32 protein-coding genes and 1 tRNA gene are annotated in these 24246 nt (G+C 55.3%); 5 read left to right on the top strand and 28 right to left on the bottom strand.

All coding sequences use genetic code 11. The annotated features are described in order from the left end of the window. Positions 1-89: 89 nt before the first annotated feature. From MPQ_RS11315 to rpsU, 5 genes are all read right to left on the bottom strand, one after another. Positions 90-168 (bottom strand) — tRNA-Ile (locus MPQ_RS11315). A gap of 14 nt (positions 169-182) precedes the next feature. Next, entirely contained in the window at positions 183-2099 is a 1917-nt protein-coding gene (rpoD, locus tag MPQ_RS11320; protein WP_013443084.1) for an RNA polymerase sigma factor RpoD, read from the bottom strand. 66 nt (positions 2100-2165) lie between these two features. Then, positions 2166-3920 (bottom strand): DNA primase, encoded by a 1755-nt coding sequence (dnaG, locus tag MPQ_RS11325; protein ID WP_013443085.1) that lies wholly within the window; start codon positions 3918-3920, stop codon positions 2166-2168. A 113-nt stretch (positions 3921-4033) separates the two neighbouring features. Then, positions 4034-4480, bottom strand: a complete 447-nt coding sequence (locus MPQ_RS11330) for a GatB/YqeY domain-containing protein (RefSeq protein WP_041362379.1) — start codon at positions 4478-4480, stop codon at positions 4034-4036. A gap of 84 nt (positions 4481-4564) precedes the next feature. Next, complete coding sequence (rpsU, locus tag MPQ_RS11335) at positions 4565-4777, bottom strand: 30S ribosomal protein S21 (protein ID WP_013443087.1); 213 nt, start codon at positions 4775-4777, stop codon at positions 4565-4567. A gap of 131 nt (positions 4778-4908) precedes the next feature. Here rpsU and tsaD point away from each other — a divergent pair, with 131 nt between their 5' ends. Beyond that, the gene (gene tsaD, locus MPQ_RS11340) at positions 4909-5949 is read left to right on the top strand and encodes a tRNA (adenosine(37)-N6)-threonylcarbamoyltransferase complex transferase subunit TsaD (protein ID WP_013443088.1); all 1041 of its coding nucleotides are present in this window, start codon (positions 4909-4911) and stop codon (positions 5947-5949) included. Positions 5950-5952: 3 nt separating this feature from the next. On the opposite strand, the gene plsY is transcribed toward tsaD, so the two are convergent. Then, positions 5953-6543: a glycerol-3-phosphate 1-O-acyltransferase PlsY gene (plsY, locus tag MPQ_RS11345; RefSeq protein ID WP_013443089.1), complete on the bottom strand. Its 591-nt coding sequence runs from the start codon at positions 6541-6543 to the stop codon at positions 5953-5955. Positions 6544-6714: 171 nt separating this feature from the next. Here plsY and folB point away from each other — a divergent pair, with 171 nt between their 5' ends. The 3 genes from folB to MPQ_RS11360 are packed head-to-tail and all read left to right on the top strand — an operon-like array spanning position 6715 to position 8538. Further along, positions 6715-7065, top strand: coding sequence for a dihydroneopterin aldolase (folB, locus tag MPQ_RS11350; RefSeq protein WP_041362882.1), 351 nt, complete (start codon positions 6715-6717; stop codon positions 7063-7065). A gap of 43 nt (positions 7066-7108) precedes the next feature. Further along, on the top strand, positions 7109-8161 hold the full coding sequence (locus MPQ_RS11355) for a TIGR03790 family protein (RefSeq protein ID WP_013443091.1): 1053 nt from the start codon (positions 7109-7111) through the stop codon (positions 8159-8161). Further along, complete coding sequence (locus MPQ_RS11360; RefSeq protein WP_013443092.1) at positions 8158-8538, top strand: YchJ family protein; 381 nt, start codon at positions 8158-8160, stop codon at positions 8536-8538. Before MPQ_RS11355 ends, MPQ_RS11360 begins: the two co-directional genes overlap by 4 nt. A gap of 26 nt (positions 8539-8564) precedes the next feature. Here the strand turns inward: MPQ_RS11360 and xerD are convergent, their stop codons facing one another. From xerD to MPQ_RS11470, 22 genes are all read right to left on the bottom strand, one after another. After that, positions 8565-9461 (bottom strand): site-specific tyrosine recombinase XerD, encoded by an 897-nt coding sequence (xerD, locus tag MPQ_RS11365; RefSeq protein WP_013443093.1) that lies wholly within the window; start codon positions 9459-9461, stop codon positions 8565-8567. Then, positions 9458-9940 (bottom strand): methylated-DNA--[protein]-cysteine S-methyltransferase, encoded by a 483-nt coding sequence (locus MPQ_RS11370; protein WP_049821907.1) that lies wholly within the window; start codon positions 9938-9940, stop codon positions 9458-9460. The genes xerD and MPQ_RS11370 overlap by 4 nt, the downstream gene beginning before the upstream one ends. A gap of 111 nt (positions 9941-10051) precedes the next feature. Then, a complete protein-coding gene (gene rplS, locus MPQ_RS11375; RefSeq protein ID WP_013443095.1) occupies positions 10052-10435 on the bottom strand; it encodes a 50S ribosomal protein L19 in 384 nt (127 codons plus the stop codon). Between the two features lie 17 nt (positions 10436-10452). Continuing rightward, on the bottom strand, positions 10453-11265 hold the full coding sequence (gene trmD / locus MPQ_RS11380) for a tRNA (guanosine(37)-N1)-methyltransferase TrmD (RefSeq protein WP_013443096.1): 813 nt from the start codon (positions 11263-11265) through the stop codon (positions 10453-10455). After that, a complete protein-coding gene (gene rimM, locus MPQ_RS11385) occupies positions 11265-11750 on the bottom strand; it encodes a ribosome maturation factor RimM (RefSeq protein WP_013443097.1) in 486 nt (161 codons plus the stop codon). The genes trmD and rimM overlap by 1 nt, the downstream gene beginning before the upstream one ends. 52 nt (positions 11751-11802) lie before the next feature. Further along, on the bottom strand, positions 11803-12054 hold the full coding sequence (gene rpsP / locus MPQ_RS11390; protein ID WP_013443098.1) for a 30S ribosomal protein S16: 252 nt from the start codon (positions 12052-12054) through the stop codon (positions 11803-11805). 113 nt (positions 12055-12167) lie between these two features. Then, a complete protein-coding gene (gene queC, locus MPQ_RS11395; protein ID WP_013443099.1) occupies positions 12168-12845 on the bottom strand; it encodes a 7-cyano-7-deazaguanine synthase QueC in 678 nt (225 codons plus the stop codon). A 1-nt stretch (position 12846) separates the two neighbouring features. After that, positions 12847-13485 carry a 7-carboxy-7-deazaguanine synthase QueE gene (gene queE / locus MPQ_RS11400; protein ID WP_013443100.1) on the bottom strand — a complete coding sequence of 213 codons (639 nt, stop codon included), beginning with the start codon at positions 13483-13485 and terminating at the stop codon, positions 12847-12849. A 101-nt stretch (positions 13486-13586) separates the two neighbouring features. After that, on the bottom strand, positions 13587-14399 hold the full coding sequence (ybgF, locus tag MPQ_RS11405; protein WP_013443101.1) for a tol-pal system protein YbgF: 813 nt from the start codon (positions 14397-14399) through the stop codon (positions 13587-13589). 6 nt (positions 14400-14405) lie between these two features. Continuing rightward, a complete protein-coding gene (pal, locus tag MPQ_RS11410; RefSeq protein WP_013443102.1) occupies positions 14406-14942 on the bottom strand; it encodes a peptidoglycan-associated lipoprotein Pal in 537 nt (178 codons plus the stop codon). Positions 14943-15016: 74 nt separating this feature from the next. Next, positions 15017-16291 (bottom strand): Tol-Pal system beta propeller repeat protein TolB, encoded by a 1275-nt coding sequence (gene tolB, locus MPQ_RS11415; RefSeq protein ID WP_041362382.1) that lies wholly within the window; start codon positions 16289-16291, stop codon positions 15017-15019. Between the two features lie 68 nt (positions 16292-16359). Continuing rightward, positions 16360-17142 (bottom strand): energy transducer TonB, encoded by a 783-nt coding sequence (locus MPQ_RS11420; RefSeq protein WP_013443104.1) that lies wholly within the window; start codon positions 17140-17142, stop codon positions 16360-16362. 6 nt (positions 17143-17148) lie between these two features. Then, a complete protein-coding gene (locus MPQ_RS11425; RefSeq protein ID WP_015830922.1) occupies positions 17149-17535 on the bottom strand; it encodes a biopolymer transporter ExbD in 387 nt (128 codons plus the stop codon). Between the two features lie 9 nt (positions 17536-17544). Next, positions 17545-18219, bottom strand: a complete 675-nt coding sequence (gene tolQ, locus MPQ_RS11430; protein ID WP_013443106.1) for a protein TolQ — start codon at positions 18217-18219, stop codon at positions 17545-17547. Continuing rightward, positions 18219-18632 carry a tol-pal system-associated acyl-CoA thioesterase gene (gene ybgC, locus MPQ_RS11435; RefSeq protein ID WP_013443107.1) on the bottom strand — a complete coding sequence of 138 codons (414 nt, stop codon included), beginning with the start codon at positions 18630-18632 and terminating at the stop codon, positions 18219-18221. Before ybgC ends, tolQ begins: the two co-directional genes overlap by 1 nt. A gap of 8 nt (positions 18633-18640) precedes the next feature. Then, positions 18641-19678: a Holliday junction branch migration DNA helicase RuvB gene (ruvB, locus tag MPQ_RS11440; RefSeq protein WP_013443108.1), complete on the bottom strand. Its 1038-nt coding sequence runs from the start codon at positions 19676-19678 to the stop codon at positions 18641-18643. Between the two features lie 21 nt (positions 19679-19699). After that, the gene (gene ruvA, locus MPQ_RS11445) at positions 19700-20278 is read right to left on the bottom strand and encodes a Holliday junction branch migration protein RuvA (protein ID WP_013443109.1); all 579 of its coding nucleotides are present in this window, start codon (positions 20276-20278) and stop codon (positions 19700-19702) included. A gap of 73 nt (positions 20279-20351) precedes the next feature. Further along, positions 20352-20888: a crossover junction endodeoxyribonuclease RuvC gene (gene ruvC, locus MPQ_RS11450; protein ID WP_013443111.1), complete on the bottom strand. Its 537-nt coding sequence runs from the start codon at positions 20886-20888 to the stop codon at positions 20352-20354. A gap of 28 nt (positions 20889-20916) precedes the next feature. Then, entirely contained in the window at positions 20917-21642 is a 726-nt protein-coding gene (locus MPQ_RS11455; protein WP_013443112.1) for a YebC/PmpR family DNA-binding transcriptional regulator, read from the bottom strand. Between the two features lie 108 nt (positions 21643-21750). Continuing rightward, entirely contained in the window at positions 21751-22668 is a 918-nt protein-coding gene (locus MPQ_RS11460) for a DMT family transporter (protein ID WP_013443113.1), read from the bottom strand. A gap of 10 nt (positions 22669-22678) precedes the next feature. Continuing rightward, entirely contained in the window at positions 22679-23062 is a 384-nt protein-coding gene (locus MPQ_RS11465; protein ID WP_013443114.1) for a DUF4440 domain-containing protein, read from the bottom strand. Positions 23063-23111: 49 nt separating this feature from the next. Then, positions 23112-23621, bottom strand: coding sequence for a MarR family winged helix-turn-helix transcriptional regulator (locus MPQ_RS11470; protein ID WP_013443115.1), 510 nt, complete (start codon positions 23619-23621; stop codon positions 23112-23114). 180 nt (positions 23622-23801) lie between these two features. Between MPQ_RS11470 and MPQ_RS11475 the strand changes: the two genes are divergently transcribed. Beyond that, entirely contained in the window at positions 23802-24230 is a 429-nt protein-coding gene (locus tag MPQ_RS11475; RefSeq protein ID WP_013443116.1) for a CBS domain-containing protein, read from the top strand. Positions 24231-24246: the final 16 nt, after the last annotated feature.

Genomic DNA, 24246 nt, shown 5'->3' on the forward strand with positions numbered 1-24246 from the left:
AGTAAATTTTTCCCAATTGTTTTTTTGCTACTATCTGGCTACTAAAAAAATAAAAAGGGGTTACGAATTAACGTAACCCCTTGATTTTTTGGTGGGCCTCCTCGGAGTCGAACCGAGCACCAACGGATTATGAGTCCGCTGCTCTAACCAGGCATGAGCTAGAGGCCCTGTAACTTAGGCGTTTAGTCGTTGCCGGTTTCGAGGAAGCTGCGCAGGCGCTCGGAGCGCGTTGGGTGACGCAGCTTGCGCAGGGCTTTGGCTTCGATCTGACGGATACGCTCGCGGGTGACGTCGAATTGCTTGCCGACTTCCTCCAGCGTGTGGTCGGTGTTCATTTCAATACCGAAGCGCATACGCAGCACCTTGGCTTCTCTCGCGGTGAGGGATTCCAGCACTTCCTTGGTGGCTTCACGCAGGCTGGCGTAGACGGCGGCGTCTACCGGGGCGAGCGTGGTCATGTCTTCGATAAAGTCGCCAAGATGGGAGTCGTCGTCGTCGCCGATCGGGGTTTCCATGGAGATAGGCTCCTTGGAAATCTTGAGGATCTTGCGAATCTTGTCTTCCGGCATTTCCATCTTTTCTGCCAGGGTTGCGGGGTCTGGTTCCAGACCAGTTTCCTGCAGAATCTGGCGGCTGATGCGGTTCATCTTGTTGATGGTTTCGATCATGTGCACCGGGATACGGATGGTGCGGGCCTGGTCGGCGATCGAGCGTGTAATGGCCTGACGAATCCACCAGGTGGCGTACGTAGAGAACTTGTAGCCACGGCGATATTCAAATTTGTCCACGGCCTTCATGAGGCCGATGTTGCCTTCCTGAATCAGATCGAGGAATTGCAAACCACGGTTGGTGTATTTCTTGGCGATAGAGATCACGAGACGCAGGTTAGCCTCAATCATCTCGCGCTTTGCACGACGTGCACGGGCTTCGCCGGTGGACATCTGCTTGTTGATTTCCTTGAGTTCCTTGATGGGGATACCTACGCGGTCTTGCAGGTCCAGCAGGCGTTGCTGCTGATCCACTATGGAGTGCTTGAAGCGCTCCAGCCGCTCAACGTATGGCTTGTTAACGGTCAGCTCGCCTGCCAGCCAGTCCAGATTGCCTTCATTGCCAGGGAATACCTTGATGAAATGCGCACGTGGCATGCCTGATTTGTCGACGCAGAATTCCATGATCTTGCGTTCGTGGCCGCGGATTTCTTCCACCATGTTGCGCACCTGGTCACACAGGGCTTCAACTTGCTTGGCAGAGAAACGGAATGCGGTCAGCTCTTCCAGAATGGCGTTTTGCAGGGCTTGATATTCTTTATCCTGAGAGCCGCGCTCTTGCAGGATGACCGTCATTTTCTGGTGTGACTGACGGATAACGGCGAAGCGGGTGAGCACTTCTTCCTTCAGTTTGGCCAGCGCCTCAGCGGAGATGGCAGCGGCCTTGGCGCCGTCTTCGTCGCCGTCGTCTTCTTCATCGTCCTCAGGCTCTTCTTCTTCGGCTTCAGCGGCTTCTACCGGGATGTCTTCTTCCAGGCCGACGTCGGAGTCAATCAGACCATCTACCAGATCATCAACACTGAGTTCGTCTTTTTCAACTTTTTCCACCATGGCCAGCAATTCGGCAATGGTAGTAGGACAGGCGGCAATGGCCTGCACCATGTGCTTGAGGCCGTCTTCAATGCGCTTGGCGATCTCGATTTCGCCTTCGCGGGTGAGCAGGTCTACCGTACCCATTTCGCGCATGTACATACGCACAGGGTCCGTGGTGCGGCCAAACTCGGAATCTACAGTAGAAAGGGCCTGTTCAGCTTCTTCCACGGCATCTTCATCGGCCACTGGCGGTGGAGCATCCGACATCAGCAGTGCTTCGGCATCGGGTGTCTCTTCGTACACCTGAATACCCATATCGTTAATCATGCCGATAATGCCGTCGATCTGTTCAGAATCCTGAACGTCGTCCGGCAAGTGGTCATTGATTTCAGCGTAAGTCAGGTAGCCGCGTTCTTTACCCAGAACGATCAGCGACTTAAGCCGTGTACGACGTATATCAGCATCGCTGATCTGCGTTTCTACTTTATCGTTGACCTTATCGTTTTGCTCATTAGCCATGCTTGACCTCAAATCCATTAAACCTGTTAAATGCGGTTACGGAAAAACCCGGCATTATACCTTAAATCACGACCTATTTTTAGTCGCGCCTACCATCGCTTTCAGCAATGCCTTTTCCTGCTCGGTCATATCGCTGATTTTCTTTTCCTGCATGCGTGCCAGTAGAGTTTTTCCTTGCCGCTCGGCATACATATCCCTTAATTGCTTGCGCGCGCCCTCAAATTCAAGAGAGTAATCGACTTGCTCATCCAGTAAATGAATCTCGCGCTCCAGCTCGCGCATCAGCCTGGCATCTACCCGATTTTGCAATTGCAGCAACAAGCCCGCAGGCTTGGCGCTTGGGTAGGCTACCGCAGCTTCCAGCGCGTGCTTTACCAGGGCATCTTCTTCACTCTCATGCAGAACCCATGCCAAGTCATCGGGACTGACCAGCGCGGGTTGCATCAGCACCATCAATACAAAACGACGCTGCAATGAGAGCGTGCTGCGTGTCTGCCGCGGCTGGCTGCGGCGAGGGCGCTGCACCTCGGGCAAGCGGATCATGCTGCGCATTTCTTCATCCGAAAGCCCGGCCAACTCGGCCACGCGTTTGCGCAATAACAGTGCAAGCCGCGGTGCCTGTATCTGCGCCAGAATGGGTTCTGCCTCATTCAAAAAGCGCACCTTGTCCTCCTGCGATTGCAGGCCATTATCTTCACTCAAATGTTGTATGAGATATTGCGACAAGGGCAATGCGGTTTGCATGGCCGCCTCAAACGCTTCCTTGCCGTATTCACGCACATAGCTGTCCGGGTCATGCTCGGCTGGCAAAAACAGGAAGCTTAAGCGCAAGCCATCGGTCAGCGCTGGCAAGGCATTCATGGCCGCACGCCAGGCAGCTTTGCGGCCGGCGGCATCGCCATCAAAACAAAACACGATTTCATCAGTCTGCCGCATGAGCTTGGTGATGTGCACCGGCGTAGTGGCGGTGCCCAGTGCGGCAACGGCATATTCAATGCCGTATTGGGCCAGCGCAACCACGTCCATATAGCCTTCCACCACCAGCACACGCCCAGCATCGCGAATCGCACGGCGGGCCAGAAACAGGCCATATAACTCCTGACCCTTCTGAAACAAAGGAGTTTCGGGAGAATTCAGGTATTTGGGGCCATCATCATTCCCTTCCGTGCCCAGCACGCGACCGCCAAAGCCAATCACCTGGCCTTTTTGATCGTGAATGGGAAACATGACGCGATCCCGAAAACGGTCATAGCGCCGCCCCTGTTCGTTTTCAATGACCAGGCCAATCGACTTCAACACATCGTCCTGATAATCGCTGAATACCTCCTGCAGGTTTTGCCAGCCAGAGGGGGCATACCCCATCTGAAAACGAGCGGCAATCTGGCCGCTCAAGCCGCGCCCTTTCAAATACTCAATGGCGCGCTGGGATTTCTTGAGCTCGCCCCGGTAATACAACACGGCCTGCTGCATGGCTTCCACCATTCCGGGCACAGCTTTTTTCTGGGGGGCATCCGTATCGCGCTCGCGCGTCTCCTGCGGCACGATCATCCCCACTTGCTTGGCCAGCTCGTTAACCGCTTCAACAAAGCTGAGACCTTGATATTCCATCACAAAACCGATGGCGGAGCCGTGCGCTCCACAACCAAAACAGTGATAAAACTGTTTGGTGGGACTTACCGTAAATGAGGGTGATTTTTCGTTATGAAAGGGGCAGCAGGCAGAATAGTTGGCCCCGGCTTTTTTCAGCGGGACACTACGGTCAATGACATCGACGATATCAACGCGATTGAGCAACTCTTGGATAAACGACTCAGGAATCATTTAAAGACAATCAGCACCCAAAAACCGTAATGCAGAAATCATAGCCTAAACCCATTCCATTAAAAGCAAAAAAGGAGCCAAAGCTCCTTTTTTAAATTACCAAGCTGTCAGGGTCAGGCGCTTAATCTGGATTTGATCAACCCGGATATCTTGCCCATGTCGGCGCGGCCTACAACCAGCGGTTTAACCGCGGCCATGACCTTGCCCATATCCTTGATGCCAGATGCGGATGTTTCCGCCACCACCTGCTCAAGTATCGCCTTGATCTCGTCTTCGGTCAGCGCTTGTGGCAGATACTCCTGCAACACGCTTACTTCAAACTTCTCGACATCTGCCAGGTCATGCCGATTGGCTGCCTCGTACTGGGAAATGGAGTCGCGACGCTGCTTCAGCATCTTTTCAATCGCCTCGATGACTTGCATGTCATCAAGCTCGATGCGTTCATCCACTTCGCGCTGCTTGATAGCAGCCTGCAACAGACGAATGGCACCCAGTCGCGCGCTGTCTTTGGCACGCATAGCCGACTTCATATCCTCGCTAATGCGAACCTTCAACGACACAACAGGCACTCCCTATAAAACCAGTACAAGCAACGCTTCACAGCACACTACAAAACTCACAGCCGAATATACGGCTAACGAATCTTAGTAGAGCTTAGGTGCCAGAGTCTGGTTGCGAATACGACGATAGTGACGCTTAACAGCAGCAGCAGCCTTACGCTTGCGCTCCCAGGTAGGCTTCTCGTAGAACTCGCGAGCACGCAAGTCGGTCAACAGACCAGTTTTTTCAATCATGCGCTTGAAGCGGCGGAGAGCCACGTCAAACGGCTCGTTTTCTTTAACACGTACGCTGGACATTAGATCACTTTCCTTGAGAAAGGGCGAAAAAGTCTGCTATTCTAGCGGCACATTACGGTTTTATCAATCGTTATATTGTATTTTTGCCCCACTCAGCCCCTTATCCCAGCGCACTGCAAGCCTAGCTCACTATGATTATTCTCGGCATTGAATCCTCCTGCGACGAAACCGGCATTGCCCTGTATGACCAGGAACAAGGCCTGTTGGCTCATGCGCTGCACTCGCAGATAGATATGCATGCCGAATACGGCGGCGTGGTGCCAGAACTGGCATCGCGCGACCATGTGCGTCGCACCCTGCCACTCATACAGCGCGTGCTGGATGAGGCCAAACTGACGCTGGCAGATATTGGCGGCATTGCTTACACGCAAGGCCCCGGCTTGGCTGGCGCGCTTCTGGTCGGCACCAGCATTGCCGAATCACTGGCGTTCACCCTCAATGTACCCACCGTAGGCGTGCATCACCTTGAAGGCCATTTGCTGGCTCCGTTGCTGGAAGCCAATCCACCTGCATTTCCGTTTGTAGCTCTGCTGGTTTCTGGCGGCCACACGCAATTGATGCGCGTAGGCGGCATAGGCGATTACACCTTGCTGGGCGATACGCTGGATGATGCCGCCGGCGAAGCTTTCGACAAAACCGCCAAACTACTGGGCTTGAGTTACCCCGGCGGCCCGGCAGTATCGCGCCTGGCCGACCTTGGCACGCCCGGACGTTTCAAACTGCCACGCCCCATGCTGAACAGTGGCGATCTGAACTTCAGCTTCAGCGGACTTAAAACCGCGGTATTGACGCTGGTGAATGACCACAGCGATGCAGACGGTATATTGGATGAACAGACCAAGGCAGATATTGCACTGGAATTTCAGGAAGCCGTCACGGAAGTATTGACCGCAAAATGCATGGCCGCTTTGCGCGAGACCGGGCTGGATCAACTGGTGGTTTCTGGTGGCGTAGGCGCCAACAGGCAACTGCGCGAAAAACTCAACCGCGCTACCAAACGACGTTTATGCCATGTGCACTACCCACGCCTGGAGTTCTGCACTGACAACGGCGCCATGATTGCCTTCGCAGGTGCCATGCGCATGCAGCACGAGACTGTGGGCGACCATGGTTTCAGCGTACGCCCACGCTGGGACCTGGCCAGCCTGCAACGCCCACCAGCCTCCGCTTAAATACTATTTTTTGCCGAAGCCCGCTTCGGTACCTGCCAGCAGCTTGCTGATATTGCTACGATGGCGCCAGATCAGCAGCAGTGCCAGCACCAGCGCCGTCCACACATAACTCTCGCTGGGCAACAAATACCACGCATACAGCGGTGCCATCGAGGCTGCCACCAAAGCTGCCAGGGAAGAATATCGCCAGATGGCAAACACCAGCGCCCAGGTCAGCAGCACCGCCAACCCCAGCCAACCCGAAAATGCCAGCAGCACGCCCAGTGCCGTTGCTACGCCCTTGCCGCCCTTGAAGCCGTAATATACGGGATAAAGATGGCCGATGAATACGGCCAGCGCAACAAGACAAACCATATCGGCGTCGAACCCCCAACGCTGCGCAATGAACACCGCCAGCCAGCCTTTGGCGGCATCGCCCAGCAGGGTAAGCAGGGCTGCCAGCTTTTTGCCACTGCGCAATACATTGGTCGCCCCCGGATTACCGGAGCCAACGGTGCGCGGATCAGGCAAACCAAACAGCTTGCTGATGACAATGCCAAAGGAAATGGAACCCAGCAAATAGGCTGCCAGAATAAAAGCGCTATCAATCATCATAAATACTTTAAAATTCCTGAAATTTTTACGGTGCCAGTGCGCATGAACCACGCACAAAAGCAGGAATATACTGGATTACCGCACCGCCGTGAACGCAAACCTTGATGCAATAGCCTGTGGCAAGGCATGCATCACCAGAAACAAGCCTGGATCAATGAAGGATATCCCCGCATGGACATGATTTTCTTGAGCGAAGTCAAAGTGCAAACCCGCCTCGGCGTACCGGAGTGGGAGCGCATGGTGCCACAGACCATCGTGCTGGATCTGGAAATCGCCATGCCGCACAGCCGCTCGTGCCAGACGGATGAAATCGACGACACCATAGACTACGGCATGGTAGTCGCTCGCATACGCGAAACCCTGAGCGAGAAGTCATTCAGACTGGTTGAGGCACTGGCTGAGCATATCTGTCAGATTGTGCTGAATGAATTCGGCGCCCCCTGGGTCAAGATAAAAGTAGCCAAGCCAGGCATTTTGCCCGGGCTGAAAGCACTGGGTGTTGTCATCGAGCGAACGAAATAGTATTAAGCCAGCCCAACGCTCAAGCTCAACCTTACATTTCATCATGTTGATATCCACCCGCTTTGCCAAGATAGCCACCCTGTTCAGCCTCAGCTGCCTGCTATCCTTCAACACACTCGCAGCTACTACGCCCACACGACTGGGGCCTGCCAACCTTGCCGTCATCGTCAATGAAGCGGACCCAAACAGCGTAGAGGTGGGCGAGTATTATCTGCAGGCGCGCCAGATTCCCCCGCAAAACCTGATCAAGGTGAAACTGCCTACCGGCAAGGTCAAGTTAAGCGCCTGGGAATTCGCCGGTTTGCGCAGCAGCATCCTGCCGCGGCTTGGCCCGGAGATACAAGCCATGGTGCTGATCTGGACCACCCCTTATGCAGTCGAATGCAACAGCATTACCTCTGCCATGACCTTGGGCTACGACGCCGAGCAGTGCAAAAAAACCTGCGACCCCGGCAAGCCGAGTCCGTATTTCAATAGCTCCATCAGCCAGCCTTACACTGCTCTTGGCATACGCCCCACCATGTTGCTGCCAGTCGAGTCTGTAGAGCAGGCAAAAGCCCTGATTGACAGGGGCGTGTTCAGCAGTTTCCGCTTGCTACCAAGTAGCGCTTATCTATTGACGACCTCGGACCAGGCACGCAATGCACGTGTGCCCATGTTCCCCAAACCCATGCAGATTGCCGCCAGCCAGCTCAGCATTCAGCGCATAGAGGCAGACAGCATTCAGGACCGCAAGGATGTGATGTTTTACTTCACCGGCAAAATTTCCGTGCCGCATCTGGATACGCTGGCATTCAGGCCGGGCGCCATTGCCGACCACCTGACATCCAGTGGTGGCGATCTTCTGGGCAAAGCCCAGATGTCCAGCCTGCGTTGGCTGGATGCGGGTGCCACCGGTAGCTATGGCACGGTATCTGAACCATGTAATTACTGGCAAAAATTCCCGGCGCCCAGCATCGTGATGAAGCACTACCTCGAGGGCGAAACCCTGATAGAAAGCTACTGGAAAAGCGTGGCATGGCCAGCGCAAGGCCTGTTTATCGGTGAACCACTGGCTGCTCCGTATTCGAGAGTGCAAGGCACTCCCAGCCCATGAAACTAGCGCCATGCCCTTGCCACAGTGGCGCGAATTACACCGCTTGCTGCCAGCGCTGGCATACCGGCAGGCGTGAGCAACAATCTCCTGTCGAGCTGATGCGCTCCCGTTATGCGGCTTATGCTCTCCTGCTTGAAGATTACCTGCTGGCAACCTGGCATCCTGACACCCGTCCGGCGCGACTTGGCTTAAGCGAAGATGCGCCCACCAAATGGACAGGCCTGCGCATTTTGCGTGATGAAGTACAGGGGGATAGCGCGATCGTGGAGTTTGAAGCGCGCTACAAGATCAACGGCAAAGCGGAAAAGCTGCATGAAATAAGCCGGTTCATCAAGCTGAATAACAATTGGTACTATCTGGATGCAAGCGGCGAGTAGAGCCTGAAGAAGTACATCGCCACACCCTAGCCGCGCGGATGGTGCATGGCATGCAGCTGCTTCAGGCGCTCACGCGCCACATGCGTATAAATTTGCGTAGTTGAAATATCCGAATGCCCCAGCAGCATCTGCACCACGCGCAAATCTGCCCCGTGATTCAATAAATGCGTGGCAAAGGCATGCCGCAACACGTGGGGCGACAAAGGTTTGTGTATGCCCGCCTGCAAGGCGTAGCGCTTGATCAGGTACCAGAATGCCTGGCGCGTCATGGCTTCGCCGCGCTGCGTGACAAACAGACTATCCGACACGCGCTGCTGCAGAATCTGCGGCCGGCCTTCGCGCGCATAGCGCAACAACCAGTCGACGGATTCCTCCCCCAATGGGACGAGACGGGTCTTGCTGCCTTTACCGGTCACGCGCACCACGCCCTCATTCAGGCTGACCTCGGTATAGCGCAAACCCACCAGCTCGGAGACACGCAGGCCACAGGCGTACAGGGTTTCAAGCATGGCCCGGTCACGCAGCCCGATGGCCTGTGCAATATCCGGTGCGTTCAACAAAGCGACCACCTCGTCCTCATTCAGGCTTTTGGGAAGTGATCGCGGCAGCTTGGGCGTATCAATCAGCAGCGTGGGATCTACGCTAATCTGCCCCTCCCGCAAGCCATAACGATAAAAGCGCCGCAAGCTCGCAATCAGGCGACTGACACTGCGCGGCTTGCTGGTTGGAAAGCGGAAGGCAAGATACTGCTGAAGATCGCCCTGATCCGCCTGATTAAGCAACTTCGCATGTTCAGACCATAGCCATTCAGCAAACAGGGCAAGATCACGCCGGTAACTTTCCAGGGTATTTCTCGCCAGACCATCCTCCAGCCAGAGATGATCCACAAAGCTATCCAGCAATGCGGCATTCGCTGCACTCATGCCAAGCCCTCATGTGCCAACAGCCATTGCTTGATGGCAAGGCCATGCGGATTGCCCTGCATGAAGCCACCCAGGCCGCTCTTGGCGACCACGCGATGGCAGGGAACCAGCAAGGGGACCCTGTTCGCCCCGCATACGTTAGCGACGGCCCTGGGGCCAGAGCTGACGCGTTGGGCAAGCTGGCTGTAACTTAAGGCTGCTCCCGCGGGGATATCGGCAATAGCCTTCCAGACGCGCTGCTGAAACAAGGTGCCACCGGTGACATAGGGGAGATCGATCGCGCGCCTTGCATCTCGCAGATAGCGCTGCAGCTGATGCACGGCGTGCTGCACAAACGGTGTGGGCGCAGCATATGTCGAGCTGGTCTCGCTCAACAATTCGATGGCAACCACAAAGTCATCCTGAACGCGCAGGCCAATGGCGCCAAACGGCGCGGTAATCAGGGCATCGTAATCGCGTGAGCTTGATTGGGAATTCATCAGGCTATGGTAACGCAATCCTTGAGGGCGTATCCAGTTCGCTCGCCATGGGCTACGCAAAAAAGCAAAAAGCCCCTTGCGGGGCTTTTTGCAGACAGCTCAGGCTGAAATTTATTCAGCGCTAACTGGCTTGTCACGCAGCTTGAGCTTTTCCTTGATACGTGCAGACTTGCCTGAACGCTCACGCAAGTAGTACAGCTTGCTGCGACGTACGTCACCACGGCGCTTCACTTCAATAGAAGCGATCAGTGGGGAGTAAGTCTGGAATGTACGCTCAACGCCTTCACCAGAAGAAATCTTGCGAACGATGAAAGAAGAGTTCAGGCCACGATTGCGCTTGGCAATCACAACGCCTTCGTAAGCCTGTACGCGCTTACGTGTACCTTCAACCACGTTCACACCAACGATGACGGTGTCACCAGGTGCAAATTCAGGAATGTTCTTGCCGAGACGGGCAATTTCTTCCTGTTCCAACAACTTGATAATGTCTGCCATTTTTCAGTTCCTTTTAATTATGAGGATTCTTGTTCCTGCTTCAGCGTTTGCTCAACATCAAGCTCCGCCAGCAGCCGAGATTCCTCTTTCGTCAACGACCTTTCGGCCAGTAAATCCGGGCGTTTAGCCCTTGTTTGCGCCAGCGACTGCTTGAGCCGCCAACGCTTGATCTTTGCATGATGCCCGGACATCAGAATCTCGGGCACCGCCACGCCTTCGTATACTTCCGGACGGGTGTAGTGGGGGCAATCCAGCAAGCCATCCACAAATGAATCTTCCAGTGCGGAATCCATATCCCCCAGACTGCCGGGCAATTGGCGCACAATCGCATCTATCAACACCATGGCGGGTAACTCACCGCCCGATAGCACATAATCGCCTATCGAATATTCTTCGTCGACCACACGGTCAAGCAAGCGCTGGTCTACACCTTCATAGCGACTGGCCAGCAATATCAAGCCAGGCTCCTGCACCAGCTGCATCACTGCGGCATGGGTAAGCGGCTTGCCTTGCGGTGACATGTGTATCACCTTGGGCATTGCCACTCCGGCTTTCTCTTGCCTGGCCTTGGCAGCACTTATGGTTTTTTCCAGCGGCTCGGCCAGCATCACCATGCCAGGGCCACCACCGTATGGCCGGTCATCCACTGTCCGGTAATTGTCGCTGGTGAAGTCGCGCGGATTCCATACATGCAGGGCATAAATGGCTTTCTCCAGCGCTCTTGCCGTAATGCCAAACTGACTGACAGCTTGAAACATCTCCGGGAAAAGGCTGACCACGTCAAACTGCCTGGTGGCGGATTGTGTGGCTGCAGGCTCCTGCACCGACATTAAAACTCCGGATCCCAATCCACCAGCATGGTGCCTGCCTCAACATTCACCTCAGGCACGGCTTCTGCGGTAAACGGCACCAGACGCTCACGTCCGGCATCATCTTTCACCACCACCACATCATTGGCACCGGTTTCGAATACATCCACCACGGTGCCAAAATCTACCTGCTGCAAATTGCTGACGCGCAAACCAATCAAATCGGACCAGTAATACTCGCCCTCTTCCGCTTCCGGCAACTGCTCGCGCGGCACTGACACCTGCTTGCCTTTGGCCGCAAATGCCGCATCACGATCGTCAATGCCGACCAGCTTGACCAGCAAGGTCTTGCCATGCACTTTCGCTGCTTCGACCGGATATTCCTGCCACTTGGGGTCACGCCCCAACCACCAGTTATCGTAATCGAACAGGCTATCTATGGTCTCGGTATCAGGCTGAATTTTCAGCCAGCCATAAATGCCATAAGGGGCGACAACGCGCCCCATGACGACCATATCCTTCACAGTTATTATCGCCCGCTAAAAGGCGACACCCCGCTTAGGCAGCTGCTTTGGCAGATTGCTTTACCAGACGTGCAACGCAATCAGACAACTGTGCGCCATTGCTTTGCCAGTGAGCAATACGCTCACCGTTCAGCCGCAGGCCTTCTTGGCCTTCTTTAGCCAAAGGATTGTAAAAACCTACACGCTCAATGAAGCGACCATCGCGACGATTGCGCGAGTCAGCTACCACTACGCTGTAAAAGGGGGATTTCTTCGCGCCACCGCGTGCGAGACGAATGATCACCATAATAGTTGTTCTCTTTTAATTGACACAGAAAGGCGCGGATTTTACGTTATTTATGAGGGGCTTGGCAAGGGAAATATCAGATTATCTGCATTCTTGCGCTGTCACCCCCCCTGCTATGTGGGCTGATAGCGTGTAGGGTCCGCGAGGCCCGCCGCGAGAAAACCTTCGCGGCGGAAGCGGCATGAATCACACTTGCCGCAAGCCCTGCCCTCTTCATCGGCCTGATAGCAGGAAACCGTCATCCCGTAATCAAAGCCTAACGCACTGCCGCGCTTCACAATATCCGCCTTGGACAAATCAATCAGCGGGGCATGCACGGTAATGGTGTCGCCCTCGACGGCAGCCTTGGTCGCCAGATTGGCCATAGATTGAAAAGCCCGCACATATTCGGCTCGGCAATCAGGATAACCGGAGTAGTCCAGCGCATTGACACCGATAAAAATATCGCGTGATTTCAACACCTCGGCCCAGGCAAGCGCCAATGACAACATGATGGTATTGCGTGCCGGCACATAGGTCACCGGTATGCCTTCCGTGGGAGACTGCGGGACATCAATGCGATTATCGGTGAGAGCCGACCCGCCAAACAGGGAGAGATCCAGCTGCACGGTCTTGTGCTCCGCCGCCCCCAGACATTCGGCTACACGCTGGGCCGCCAGCAGTTCGGCAGAATGCCGCTGATGGTAATCCAGGCTCAGGCAATAACACTCATAGCCCTGGCTACGTGCAATCGCCAGTACAGTGGCGGAATCCAGTCCACCGGATAACAGCACAACCGCTTTTTTACTCATATCAAACTCCGGGCCTTTCGCCCCACAATATCTTGTGCAACTGCACTTGCATGCGCACGGGCAACTTGTCAGCCAGTATCCACTCAGCCAGCTCTGTCGGGTTCACCTGGCTGTATACCGGCGAAAACAGTACACTGCAGGTACGATGCAGCGGCTGCTTATCCAGCAGCTCTTTGGCCCAGAGATAATCCGCATGATCGCAAAGCACGAACTTCACCTCATCCTGCGCCTTGAGATGCGCAAGATTGCCCCACAAATTCTTCTCCAGCTCGCCGGAACCAGGAGTTTTGATATCCAGGATGACGGAAACACGGGGATCAACATTTGCGATATCCATCGCGCCACCTGTCTCAAGTGACACGCTGTAACCCGCATCGCACAGCCGCGTCAGCAGCACATGGCAATCGCGTTGCGCCAGAGGCTCGCCCCCCGTCACCGTCACATAATGCGCACCGTACTCGGCCACCTTCTGCATGATATCGTCGATCTCCATGCTGCCGCCGCCATGAAAGGCATAGGCCGTATCGCAATAAACGCAGCGCATGGGGCAACCGGTCAGCCGCACGAATACCGTGGGCAGGCCAACGCGCGATGATTCGCCTTGCAGCGAATGGAAGATTTCGTGGATTCTAAGTTTCATGGCCGTATAAATGGACAATAGCCGACAACGAAATGTTGTCGGCCATCAATAGACGTTATTTTACTTGAAGTTAGGCAAGTTCTGGCGAATTGCCTGCGCGTTTAGCGCTTGATGGACTCCAGCACCTTCAGACGGCTTTGTGCGTGAGGAATAACATCGCTCTTGGGATACTGGCTGATCAGGTCGCGCAAGGTCTTCTTGGCGCCATCAATATCCGCCAGTTGAATCTGGCTATTCGCAATGTTAAAGCTGGCTTCTGGCGCTTTGGCACTGTCCGGATACTGCTTCAACAGCTTCTGCTGCGTAGCAATCGCAGCCTTGTAATTCTTGAGAGAGAACTGCGAGAATCCCAGGCCATACATCGCGTCTGCGGCGTGAGTGCTGGCGGGATATGCCTGCAGAAACTTCTGATAGGCATCAAATGACTCTTTGAACTTGCTGGCCTGCAGCAAGGCATTGGCTGCATCCAGATCCTTGGCTTCCGAAGAGCTGGCAGGCGCCTCTGTAACGGCACCTAAGGCAGACTGTGCTACATCGGCGGTCGCCGCTGGCGCCCCACTCTCCAGTTTGCGCAGACGACCATCGGTGTCTGCGTATAAATCCTTTTGACGCTGTTGCGTCATGTCAATATTGTGATTGGCCACTTCCAATTGGCCTTGCAGACGACTGATCTGCTGATTGAGCGCATCAATCTTGCCCAGCATGTCAGTCAGGCTCTGGGTGTAACGTTGCTCCAGAGCCTGCTGATTTTTCTTCAACTCATCTATCGCAGCTTGCGTGGCCTGATTCTGGGTTTGCACCTGTTGCTGAAGGTCAGCAATTTTCCTGCGTGCCTCATCATCCCCAAACAGCGCAGCGTGCGCTACTTGAGAAACACCCATCAACAGTCCCAAACCTACTATCAAACCACGCATTGTCAATTACTCGCCTTGGTAAACGATGTCAGCACGACGGTTCTTGCTGTAAGCAGCTTCGTCGGAACCAGCAGCTTGTGGCTTTTCTTCGCCGTAGCTGATAGTTTCGATTTGCTTGTCAGAAACACCTTGCAGGTTCAGCACTTGCTTGACAGCAACAGCACGACGTTGACCCAGGGCCAGGTTGTACTCGCGGGTACCACGTTCGTCGGTATTGCCTTGCAGGATAACCTTGGCATCTGGGTGCTCAACCAGGTACTTGGCATGGGCATTTACCAGATCACGGTATTCAGGCTTCACTTCATCCTTGTCGAAATCGAAGTAAACACTGCGCTTGGACAGGATGTTGTTTGGGTCAGTCAGTGGGTTAACCGACATGCTGCTGTTCTGTACGCCACTGGTAGAAGCAGAGTCAGAGCTTTGGCTGGTGGTGGTTTGTGCTGGGCTCTTGTCTTCAACAACAGGGGCATTCTTTACAGGCTTGCTTGAGCAAGCAGCCAGCATCATCGCCAGCAATACGCTTGTTACTAAACTTTTATTCATGTTTTTCTCTCCTTTAAAATCAATAAAATACAACCAAAATTCACTACTAAAAAATCTACTCCGTCACAAAACGGCTAATTCGCTGCGGGTCCCCAAGCGGGCTCACGCACATCGCCGCCAGTTTCGCTCAGACGCTGCTTGACGCGACCATCTGCAGACACGGCAGCCAATGCACCACGTCCGCTGATGCTGGTCGCATACAAAATCATGCGGCCATTGGGCGCAAAGCTGGGCGATTCATCCTGCGCAGTATCGCTCAGCACCTGCACTTGTCCGCTGGCAACATCCTGCACCGCAACGCGGAACTTGCCGTTATCCTGCTTGATGTATGCCAGCGTCTTGCCGTCAGGCGAGATGCGCGGGCTTACGTTGTAATTGCCATCGAATGTCACACGCTTGGCGTCGCCACCGGTACTGGCCATGCGGTAGATCTGCGGGCCACCACCACGGTTGGAGGTAAAGTAAATCGCCGAGCCATCAGGCGTCCACACCGGTTCCGTATCAATGGATGTGGTGTAGGTCAGCTGCTTCAATCCGGTGCCATCGGCATTGATGACATACACCTGCGAGTTGGCGCTGTGCGTCAGCACAATCGCCAGGCGATTGCCATCAGGCGACCATGCCGGGGCGCTATTGTTGCCCTTGAAGTTTGCAACCACATTACGTTGACCTGTTACCAATGACTGCACAAACACGATGGGTTTCTTTTTCTCGTAGGAAACGTAAGCCAGTTTCGTGCCATCGGGAGACCAGCGTGGCGAAATCACAGGCTCATTCGAAGACATGACGGTTTGTGGATTGAAACCATCAGCATCGGCCACCTGCAAGGCGTAGCGCCCTGCGGTCTTGGTAATGTAGGCAATGCGCGTGGAGAACACACCCGGTTCGCCGGTCAGCTTTTCATAGATGATGTCGGCAATCTTGTGCGCGGTTGCACGCTGCTGCGAAGCCGCAATGTTGAATTCAAGACCGGCGAGCTGATTCTGTTTCAACACATCCAGCAGGCGGAAAGACACTTTCAGGCGACCGCCAGGCAGGGTTTCCACAGAGCCTATGGTTAGCGCCTGCGCTTGAATCGCCGCCCATTCAGGATATTTTACCTCGGGCAGATCGTGCGGCTGATTCACCACACCACGCGTTTCCAGCACACGGAACAGGCCGCTGCGGCGCAGGTCAGCGCCCACCACCGTGGCAATATCGTCCTGCGCTCCCGGCGTCTTGGCAAAAGGCACGACAGCAATCGGGATTTGCTGTGCAGCGCCGCCAACGATTTCGATTGTCAATGCGGCTTTACCGGCAAGCGGCAAGGCCAAGAGGAAAAAGCTAAGTAGTAGGCGTAGTTTGTTCATGGGTAATTAGGGTAAATATGTTTTGCAAAGTTCCCTTATGCAAACTCTGTCATTCTAGCAAACTTATGCTATTCGTTCGGCCTGAACTTGAGTTCCAGGTTACGAAACTGTGCAAGCAGGTCAGGCTGCGTCGGCAATGGCAAGGGCTGAGACTGCAAAATCGCCCGCTCTACCGCATCGTCGCAGGCAGGAATACCGCTGCCTTTTACCAGCCGTGGCGCACCAATCAGCTCACCCGTCGGCATCAGATTCAGGTTAAACGTCAACTCAGGCTTGCCACTACCGCACAATTGCGAATTCACATTGCGGCGGATCTTGTTCGTGATCAGGCCGATATATTTGGCCACCTCGCTAGGATCCACCTTGGGCGAAGCAGACGCTGCCGGACCCGTCTTGGGAGCAGCGGCCTGTGTCGCCTTCGCGTCCTCTTCCAGCATGGCTTGCTGCAGTTTTTTCAGCATGTCCTCTTTAGGCTTTTCGTCCTTCTTTTTAGGCTCAGGCTTGGGCTCTTCTTTCGGCTTTACCGGCTTTTCTTCCTTCGGTTTGACCGGTTCCTTTTTCACCTGAATCTCGGCCTTGGGCTGTGGCTCAGGTGCGGGATCCGGTTTAGGCTCTGGCTTGGGTTCAGGCTTTGGCTCGGGCTTGGGTGGCTCTGGCGTCGGTTCCGGCTTGGGTGGCTGCACCGCCTTTTCAGCGGGGATCGCTTCCCATAGCTCCACCTGAGCCACGCTCATGGGTTGCACGGTTTTCCAGTGAAAGGAAAACAGCAGCAACATCAACAACAGGCCATGCACCAGCACCGACAGGGCACCAGCGCGTATGGCAAATGAATTTTCACGCTTGCGTATCATGCCAACCTATTTTGCGGGTTTGAGCAGTAGCCCAACCTTGTATTGCTTGAGGCCATCCATCAGGCTGACCACCTGGTCGTATTTCACATTTTTATCGGCGGCGATCACGATGGCACGCTCTGGCGTTTTTTCCAGCATGGTGCGCACTTCAAACAGCAGCTGATCGCGCTCCAGCGCCTTGCCTTCAATTTCGACCTGATCATTGGCCTTAACGGTAATCACGAGTGGCGCCGCGGTTTGCTTCAGCGTCTGACCAACCTGCGGCAGTTCCACCACCCCAGGATTGGTCATCGGTGCGGTGACCATGAAGATCACCAGCAGCACCAGCGTCACGTCGATATAGGGAACGACGTTGATCTGGTTCATCATCCGCCGTTTACGGGTTCTCGCCATGATGCCCCCTTACTTGTTGCGCTGCAGGATGTTGGTGAACTCTTCCATGAAGCTTTCATAGCGCACGGCCAGCCGATCCACCGCAGAAGCAAACCGGTTATAGGCGATGACGGCAGGAATGGCGGCAAACAGGCCAATCGCCGTTGCCACCAGCGCTTCGGCAATCCCCGGCGCTACATGGGACAAGGTCGCCTGCGCCATATTGGATAGGCCACGAAATGCATTCATGATGCCCCACACCGTACCAAACAGACCGATATAAGGGCTGACTGAACCAACGGATGCCAGAAAGGGCAAATGCGAGTCCAGATCATCCATTTCGCGGTTGTAAGACGCACGCATGGCACGCTGTGCACTTTGCGTCACATCGCTGATTTCAAGGCCGCCCTGGCGTTTCAACTTGGCATATTCCTTGAACCCGGCCTCAAAGATGCTGGCCATGCCTTGTGCACGCCGACGGCCAGCGTTCACACTGTCGTACAGCTTGTTGAGATCACCACCGCGCCAGAATTCTTCTTCAAATGCCAGCGCATCACGCTCGGCACTGCGAATGCTGAACACCTTGATGAAGATGTACCACCATGACACCAGGGAAGTGAGAAGCAAGATGGCCATGACAATCTGCACCGGCACACTGGCGCCGGCAATCAGGGTATATAGGGACATATCCTCGCTGAGGTTCATTACTGCTCCATTTTTTTCATTGACTGTTGGATGGGGGCTGGAATCGTCACCGGCGTGTAGTTGACTGCATCGATGCAGACCACTTCGACATCGGCTTCGGTAAGAACTTGCCCGTCACGGAAAATTTTTTGTTCAAACACCATGCGGCTGCGGCCCATGCTGGCAATCTGGCTATGCACCACGATGGCGTCATTAAAACGAGCGGGCTTTTTAAATTTGATCTGAATGTTACGCACAACAAAGATGATGCCAAACTGCGCGGTTAGTTCCGTCTGCTCAAAGCCGAGACTGCGCAACCACTCGGTGCGGGCGCGCTCCATGAAGTTGAGATACTGGCTGTGATAGACAATGCCACCAGCATCGCTATCTTCATAATAAACCCGGATCGGCCATGCAAACTGATCCGTGGGCATGTTCTCACTCATTCCTGCCATAAGCTTCCATTTTGCATGCTGGCCGGGGCAGGCAATCCAAAATGCTGGTACGCCTGCTGGGTAGCAATACGGCCACGCGGCGTGCGCATCAGGTAACCCTGCTGTATCAAATACGGCTCCAGCACATCTTCTATCGTGTCGCGCTCCTCGCCGATGGCCGCGGCCAGATTATCAAGACCAACCGGACCACCACCGAATTTCTCCAGCACGGCAAGCAACAGCTTGCGGTCCATGACATCAAAGCCCAGTTTGTCGACATCCAGCATTTGCAATGCCGCATCGGCAATCGCCGATGTCACGATGCCATCGGCCTTGACCTGCGCGTAATCGCGCACGCGGCGCAGCAAGCGGTTGGCAATACGCGGCGTACCGCGGGAGCGTTTTGCAATCTCCAGCGCACCCGCCTCCTGCATGCTGACATCCAGCAAGGTGGCAGAGCGATGCACGATGCGCGCCAACTCTTCCGAGGTATAAAACTCCAGCCGCGACACAATACCAAAGCGATCACGCAGCGGATTGGTGAGCATGCCGGCTCGCGTGGTAGCGCCCACCAGCGTAAACGGCGGCAGATCAAGCCGCACTGAACGCGCGGCCGGGCCTTCGCCTATCATGATGTCCAGGCGATAGTCTTCCATGGCGGGATAAAGAATCTCTTCCACCACCGGCGACAAGCGATGAATCTCATCGATGAACAGCACATCGTTGGGCTCAAGATTGGTCAGCAAGGCGGCCAGATCGCCTGCGCGCTCCAGCACCGGACCGGAAGTCTGGCGCATGTTCACGCCCATTTCGCGAGCAATGATGTGCGCCAGCGTGGTCTTGCCCAAGCCGGGTGGACCAAACAGCAGAACGTGATCCAGGGCTTCGCTGCGGCCACGGGCAGCATTGATGAAGATTTCGAGTTGACCGCGGGCTTTTTCCTGACCGACATACTCGTCCAGCACCTTGGGGCGCAGGGCACGCTCCAGCGCTTCTTCCTCCCGGCCCAGCGGCTCGGCGGCGATCAGTCTGTCGGTTTCTATCATGGGCCTGTCAGGCGGTCTTTATCAGGATTTGGAAAGGGATTTGAGTGCCAGACGGATACCGTCGGCCACCACGACATCGGCTGGCAATTGCTTGACGGCTGCCATGGCTTCCCGCTCATTGTACCCCAAGGCGAGCAACGCGTTGAGCACATCACCACTGGCCGATTTTGCCTGGCCTGCGGGCGCGGCAAGACCATCGACGCTGAACTTGTCTTTCAGCTCCAACAGCAAGCGCTCGGCTGTTTTCTTGCCTATGCCCGGCACGCGGGTCAGCAGCGCAGTTTCCTGCAAGGCCACTGCTTGCGCCAGATCGTCGACCGACAAGCCGCTCAATATCGACAACGCCGACTTGGCACCTATGCCATTCACCTTAAGCAACTGGCGGAATGTCTGCCGTTCGCGGTCGGTGCCAAAGCCATACAGCAGCTGCGCATCCTCGCGCACGATGAATTGCGTCAGCAGCACTACTTTTTCGCCCAGGGCAGGCAGATTGTAAAAGGTGCTCATGGGCACCTCGCATTCATAGCCGACACCATGGCAATCAATCACCACTTGCGGCGGTGCCTTTTCAATCAGGACTCCGCTGATTCGGCTAATCATGAACAAACTCCCACAGGTGTTGCCGCTGCAACACGATTAAATTTTAAATGCCGTGCCAGAAATAAAACATGACTCACACCAACCGTCCGCCCCGTACGCGAAACCCGGCAGTTGCCAGCAACCCCAATCCCTGACCGCCATGCGCGTGGCAGATGGCACAAGCCAGAGCGTCGGCGGAATCCGGCTTGGGCACACCAGGCAGCTTCAGCAGACGTTTCACCATTTCCTGCACCTGCTCCTTGGCGGCGTGGCCATTGCCCACCACCGACTGCTTGACCTGCAGCGCGGTATATTCCGCCACCGGCAGGTTCTGGATCACCGCCGCGCAAATGGCCGCACCTCGTGCCTGCCCCAGCAACAACGTGGATTGCGGATTCACGTTGACGAATACTTTTTCAATTGCCACCTGCTCGGGGGCATAGGTAGCGATCACCTCGGCCAGGCCATCCAGTATGATTTTCAGGCGCGAGGGCAGGTCTTCAATCTCGGCGCCCTTGCCCTGCGTGGTCTTGATCGTACCGCTGGCGACATAACTCAGCTTTTCACCGGTTTTTTCAATGACGCCAAAACCGGTCAAGCGCAAGCCTGGATCAATACCAAGAATGCGCATCAGCTGCGTCCTGTAGCCAATAACGGCGTCACTCTTCGATTACCGCCGTGGTGTACACGTCCTGCACATCGTCCAGATCTTCCAGCGCATCAAGCAGCTTCTGCATTTTGGCGGCATCGTCGCCGGTAAATACGGTTTCATTGAGCGGCTTCATGGTGACTTCGGCCAGCACCGCCTTGAGGCCTGCTGCTTCCAGCGCCTCCTTCACCGCGGTGAAATCGGCTGGCGGCGTAATCACTTCAATACTGCCATCGTCATCGGTAATCACGTCTTCTGCGCCTGCTTCCAGCGCCGCTTCCATTACCTGCTCTTCACTGGTGCCTGGCTCAAAGACCAGGGTGCCGCAATGCTTGAACATGAAGGCTACACAGCCGTCAGTGCCCAGGTTGCCACCATTTTTGGACAGGGCATGCCGCACATCGGCCACCGCACGCTGCTTGTTATCCGTCATGCAGTCGATGATGATGGCGGCGCCGCCAATGCCGTAGCCTTCATAGCGGATTTCTTCGTAATTCACGCCTTCCAGCTCACCCGTACCACGCTTGATGGCGCGGGTGATGTTTTCTGCCGGCATGTTTTCTTCTTTGGCTTCCGCCACCGCGGCACGCAGGCGCGGGTTGAAGTTGACATCACCGCCGCCCAAACGGGCCGACACGGTAATTTCCTTGATCAGCTTGGTAAAAATCTTGCCGCGCTTGGCATCCTGACGGCCCTTGCGATGCTGAATATTGGCCCATTTGGAATGACCTGCCATGACTAAATCCTCTAACCCTTTAAATTCGCCGGATTTTACCATAGCCGGGCCTGTTGCTGGCAGTCGCTCGAGCAAGCAATCCACGATAAAACGGGAAGAAAGGTGAGGCTAATCCTGCCCCATGGCGGGGTCTATGGCTTCGCGACTGCGCATGCTGCGCAGCGAAATAATGACGAGCGCAGCGCCAATCAGCAGCATGCCGATCGATTCCCCCGGCGTGGGGCGTTCACCCAATTGCCACCAGGCAGCCAATACGCCGATCACCGGCGCCAGCATCGACGTCATGCTGGCAATACCGGCAGGCAGACGCTGCAAGGCATACAGCCACAGCATCCATGCCAGGGCATTACAGAGTATGGCATTGAAGGCCACGGCACCAATGAACTGGGGCGTCCATTGAATAGGGCCCGCAGGAACGATCAAGGCCACCGCCACCAATGGCAGCGAGCCGAAAAACATCTGCCAGGCCGTGAGTGAAAGCAAATCAAGCTCGGGCGAACGCTGATGCAGCTTCTTGGCGACAATTACCGACAAGGCCCAGAACACACCACCGAGCACCGCCAGCGCCATGCTGAACAGGTCAGCGCCCAGATGCAATGGGTCCAGAATGAAGAGCAGCCCCATGATGGAACAAGCCACCGCCAACCACTGAGTACCGCGGATTTTCTCGCCGAGCAAAGGCCAGGCCAGGATCATCACCCAGAATGGCATGGTGTACGTCAGCACGGCCGTCTTGCCCGCGCCGCCTTCCACCAGTGCCCAGATGATAAGGCCGGTAAATCCGCAGGTTTGCAACACACCCAGCAACAGCAAGGTGGGGATTTGCCGTGGACGGATTGGTCGCCGCAAGATCGGCAACAGGATCAGCAGACATAGCGCACCCAAGAATGTGCGGAGCGCGCCAAACTGGAAGGCACCCGCATATTGCAAGGCATGTTTCATGACCACCCAGTTATACCCCCACAGTACAGCAAGCAGAAGCAGAGCCAGGAAGGCGCGCACCGTGGCGCTGGCGGAGGTATTCATCTTGGCAGTATCAATTCCAGGTGTGGGTATACAGCTTCCAGCTGCCATCGGCCTGGCGGCGATACAGCAGATGCACATTGCCGCTGAACTCCTGACGTTCACCCGCGGCATTCACGGCGGCAGCGCTCCAGCGGCCACGTTGAAAAGCCAGCGTTTCATCCGCGCCCACTTCCAGCAGTTCCAGCTTGTGGTCAACCACGCCTTGTCCGATCAGGTCACGCCAGAACTCCAGAATGGCCTTGCCGCCCGTCACCTGGGCAGCGCCGGATGGCAAAAGACTGGCTTCATCGTCGTAAAAAGAGGCTACCAGAGCGGGCTGCTGGCTGTTGAAAGCCGAATCCCACGCCTGGTTCGATGTGGTGAATTGCGCCTTTAATGCGTCATTGGTTTGCATGGTATTGCTCCTTGGGTTAGTAACGAATCGAATTGGATAAAGTGAGGGATCAGGCCTGGACCATGGCGGGAACGCCCGCCACGATCAGGTGCAGCATCTCATGCAGATGCTTGCGCCCGGCCTCATCGAGACCGGCCATGCATTGCTTGAGGCGACTGTAGTAATCCGGCATCACTTGGTCCAGCTTGGCTTGGCCTGCAGGGGTGAGCCGCACACTGATGTTACGACGGTCTTCACCGGCGTAAATGCGCTCCACCAGGCCATCGCGCTCCAGGCCATCAATCAGGCCGGTCATGGTCGCGCGTGAAACGCCCGCTTTTTGCGCCAGCACTGATGGCGTTGATGTCAGGGTTTCTTCGCGCATCAGCAGAATCAGTACCCACCAGCGCCCTTGCAGCAAACCATGCCGACTGAGGCAGGTATCGAGCGCAATGGACAGGTCGGTGGCGACCCGCAACAAATGCAGGAAAGACGAAATCGCCGAGACATCAGCCTCGGGATAGCGCTGGGCAAATTTCTCCAGCACTTCAGGGGTAGGGAGATCGCGTAGTTGCAACATGATTAGGGTCATTATAGTTAGCTGGCTAACCATGTCAAGCCCATGATGGGATTTTAGGTTCAACTACGCAGCTGATAGGTGTATATTCAAATTTCGAAACAAGCCCTTGCGTGCATCAAGCGCGGGCCGAAAAAAAGAACAGGCAGTTTAATAAGCCTTAAAAACGTTCGAGGAGGATGTATGAAAACAGTACGGCAGTTGCTGGAAGAAAAAGGTAATACCATCTTATCCGTCGGCCCCGATAGCCTGGTTTACGACGCCCTCAAGATCATGGCCGAGTATCGCGTAGGTGCTCTGCTCGTCATGCGCGGACAGGCACTGGTCGGTATTTTTTCCGAGCGGGATTATGCGCGGGAAGTGGTGCTCAAGGGCAAGACCTCCAAAACCACGCCGGTCTCCGACATCATGTCGCACCAGGTGATTACGGTATCGCCAGACCAGACCGTGGATGAATGCATGAACCTGATGTCAGGCAAACGCATACGCCACTTGCCGGTGATTGAGCATGGCCAGGTGGTGGGCGTGTTGTCGATTGGCGATCTGGTCAAGGCGACCATCGAATATCAGCAATTCCTGATTCAGCAGCTGGAAAGCTACATCCAGAGCTAAGCCAGCGCCCGGGCAC

It is taken from the genome of Methylovorus sp. MP688, from assembly GCF_000183115.1.
Taxonomy (GTDB): domain Bacteria; phylum Pseudomonadota; class Gammaproteobacteria; order Burkholderiales; family Methylophilaceae; genus Methylovorus; species Methylovorus glucosotrophus.

Excerpts from the sequence above, each read along its gene's own strand:
- rpoD (WP_013443084.1), bottom strand. The coding sequence starts at position 2,099 with ATGGCTAATGAGCAAAACGATAAGGTCAACGATAAAGTAGAAACGCAG.
- dnaG (WP_013443085.1), bottom strand. The coding sequence starts at position 3,920 with ATGATTCCTGAGTCGTTTATCCAAGAGTTGCTCAATCGCGTTGATATC.
- rpsU (WP_013443087.1), bottom strand. The coding sequence starts at position 4,777 with ATGTCCAGCGTACGTGTTAAAGAAAACGAGCCGTTTGACGTGGCTCTC.
- tsaD (WP_013443088.1), top strand. The coding sequence starts at position 4,909 with ATGATTATTCTCGGCATTGAATCCTCCTGCGACGAAACCGGCATTGCC.
- plsY (WP_013443089.1), bottom strand. The coding sequence starts at position 6,543 with ATGATGATTGATAGCGCTTTTATTCTGGCAGCCTATTTGCTGGGTTCC.
- folB (WP_041362882.1), top strand. The coding sequence starts at position 6,715 with ATGGACATGATTTTCTTGAGCGAAGTCAAAGTGCAAACCCGCCTCGGC.
- MPQ_RS11355 (WP_013443091.1), top strand. The coding sequence starts at position 7,109 with ATGTTGATATCCACCCGCTTTGCCAAGATAGCCACCCTGTTCAGCCTC.
- MPQ_RS11360 (WP_013443092.1), top strand. The coding sequence starts at position 8,158 with ATGAAACTAGCGCCATGCCCTTGCCACAGTGGCGCGAATTACACCGCT.
- xerD (WP_013443093.1), bottom strand. The coding sequence starts at position 9,461 with ATGAGTGCAGCGAATGCCGCATTGCTGGATAGCTTTGTGGATCATCTC.
- MPQ_RS11370 (WP_049821907.1), bottom strand. The coding sequence starts at position 9,940 with ATGAATTCCCAATCAAGCTCACGCGATTACGATGCCCTGATTACCGCG.
- rplS (WP_013443095.1), bottom strand. The coding sequence starts at position 10,435 with ATGGCAGACATTATCAAGTTGTTGGAACAGGAAGAAATTGCCCGTCTC.
- trmD (WP_013443096.1), bottom strand. The coding sequence starts at position 11,265 with ATGTCGGTGCAGGAGCCTGCAGCCACACAATCCGCCACCAGGCAGTTT.
- rimM (WP_013443097.1), bottom strand. The coding sequence starts at position 11,750 with ATGGGGCGCGTTGTCGCCCCTTATGGCATTTATGGCTGGCTGAAAATT.
- rpsP (WP_013443098.1), bottom strand. The coding sequence starts at position 12,054 with ATGGTGATCATTCGTCTCGCACGCGGTGGCGCGAAGAAATCCCCCTTT.
- queC (WP_013443099.1), bottom strand. The coding sequence starts at position 12,845 with ATGAGTAAAAAAGCGGTTGTGCTGTTATCCGGTGGACTGGATTCCGCC.
- queE (WP_013443100.1), bottom strand. The coding sequence starts at position 13,485 with ATGAAACTTAGAATCCACGAAATCTTCCATTCGCTGCAAGGCGAATCA.
- ybgF (WP_013443101.1), bottom strand. The coding sequence starts at position 14,399 with ATGCGTGGTTTGATAGTAGGTTTGGGACTGTTGATGGGTGTTTCTCAA.
- pal (WP_013443102.1), bottom strand. The coding sequence starts at position 14,942 with ATGAATAAAAGTTTAGTAACAAGCGTATTGCTGGCGATGATGCTGGCT.
- tolB (WP_041362382.1), bottom strand. The coding sequence starts at position 16,291 with ATGAACAAACTACGCCTACTACTTAGCTTTTTCCTCTTGGCCTTGCCG.
- MPQ_RS11420 (WP_013443104.1), bottom strand. The coding sequence starts at position 17,142 with ATGATACGCAAGCGTGAAAATTCATTTGCCATACGCGCTGGTGCCCTG.
- MPQ_RS11425 (WP_015830922.1), bottom strand. The coding sequence starts at position 17,535 with ATGGCGAGAACCCGTAAACGGCGGATGATGAACCAGATCAACGTCGTT.
- tolQ (WP_013443106.1), bottom strand. The coding sequence starts at position 18,219 with ATGAACCTCAGCGAGGATATGTCCCTATATACCCTGATTGCCGGCGCC.
- ybgC (WP_013443107.1), bottom strand. The coding sequence starts at position 18,632 with ATGCCCACGGATCAGTTTGCATGGCCGATCCGGGTTTATTATGAAGAT.
- ruvB (WP_013443108.1), bottom strand. The coding sequence starts at position 19,678 with ATGATAGAAACCGACAGACTGATCGCCGCCGAGCCGCTGGGCCGGGAG.
- ruvA (WP_013443109.1), bottom strand. The coding sequence starts at position 20,278 with ATGATTAGCCGAATCAGCGGAGTCCTGATTGAAAAGGCACCGCCGCAA.
- ruvC (WP_013443111.1), bottom strand. The coding sequence starts at position 20,888 with ATGCGCATTCTTGGTATTGATCCAGGCTTGCGCTTGACCGGTTTTGGC.
- MPQ_RS11455 (WP_013443112.1), bottom strand. The coding sequence starts at position 21,642 with ATGGCAGGTCATTCCAAATGGGCCAATATTCAGCATCGCAAGGGCCGT.
- MPQ_RS11460 (WP_013443113.1), bottom strand. The coding sequence starts at position 22,668 with ATGAATACCTCCGCCAGCGCCACGGTGCGCGCCTTCCTGGCTCTGCTT.
- MPQ_RS11465 (WP_013443114.1), bottom strand. The coding sequence starts at position 23,062 with ATGCAAACCAATGACGCATTAAAGGCGCAATTCACCACATCGAACCAG.
- MPQ_RS11470 (WP_013443115.1), bottom strand. The coding sequence starts at position 23,621 with ATGTTGCAACTACGCGATCTCCCTACCCCTGAAGTGCTGGAGAAATTT.
- MPQ_RS11475 (WP_013443116.1), top strand. The coding sequence starts at position 23,802 with ATGAAAACAGTACGGCAGTTGCTGGAAGAAAAAGGTAATACCATCTTA.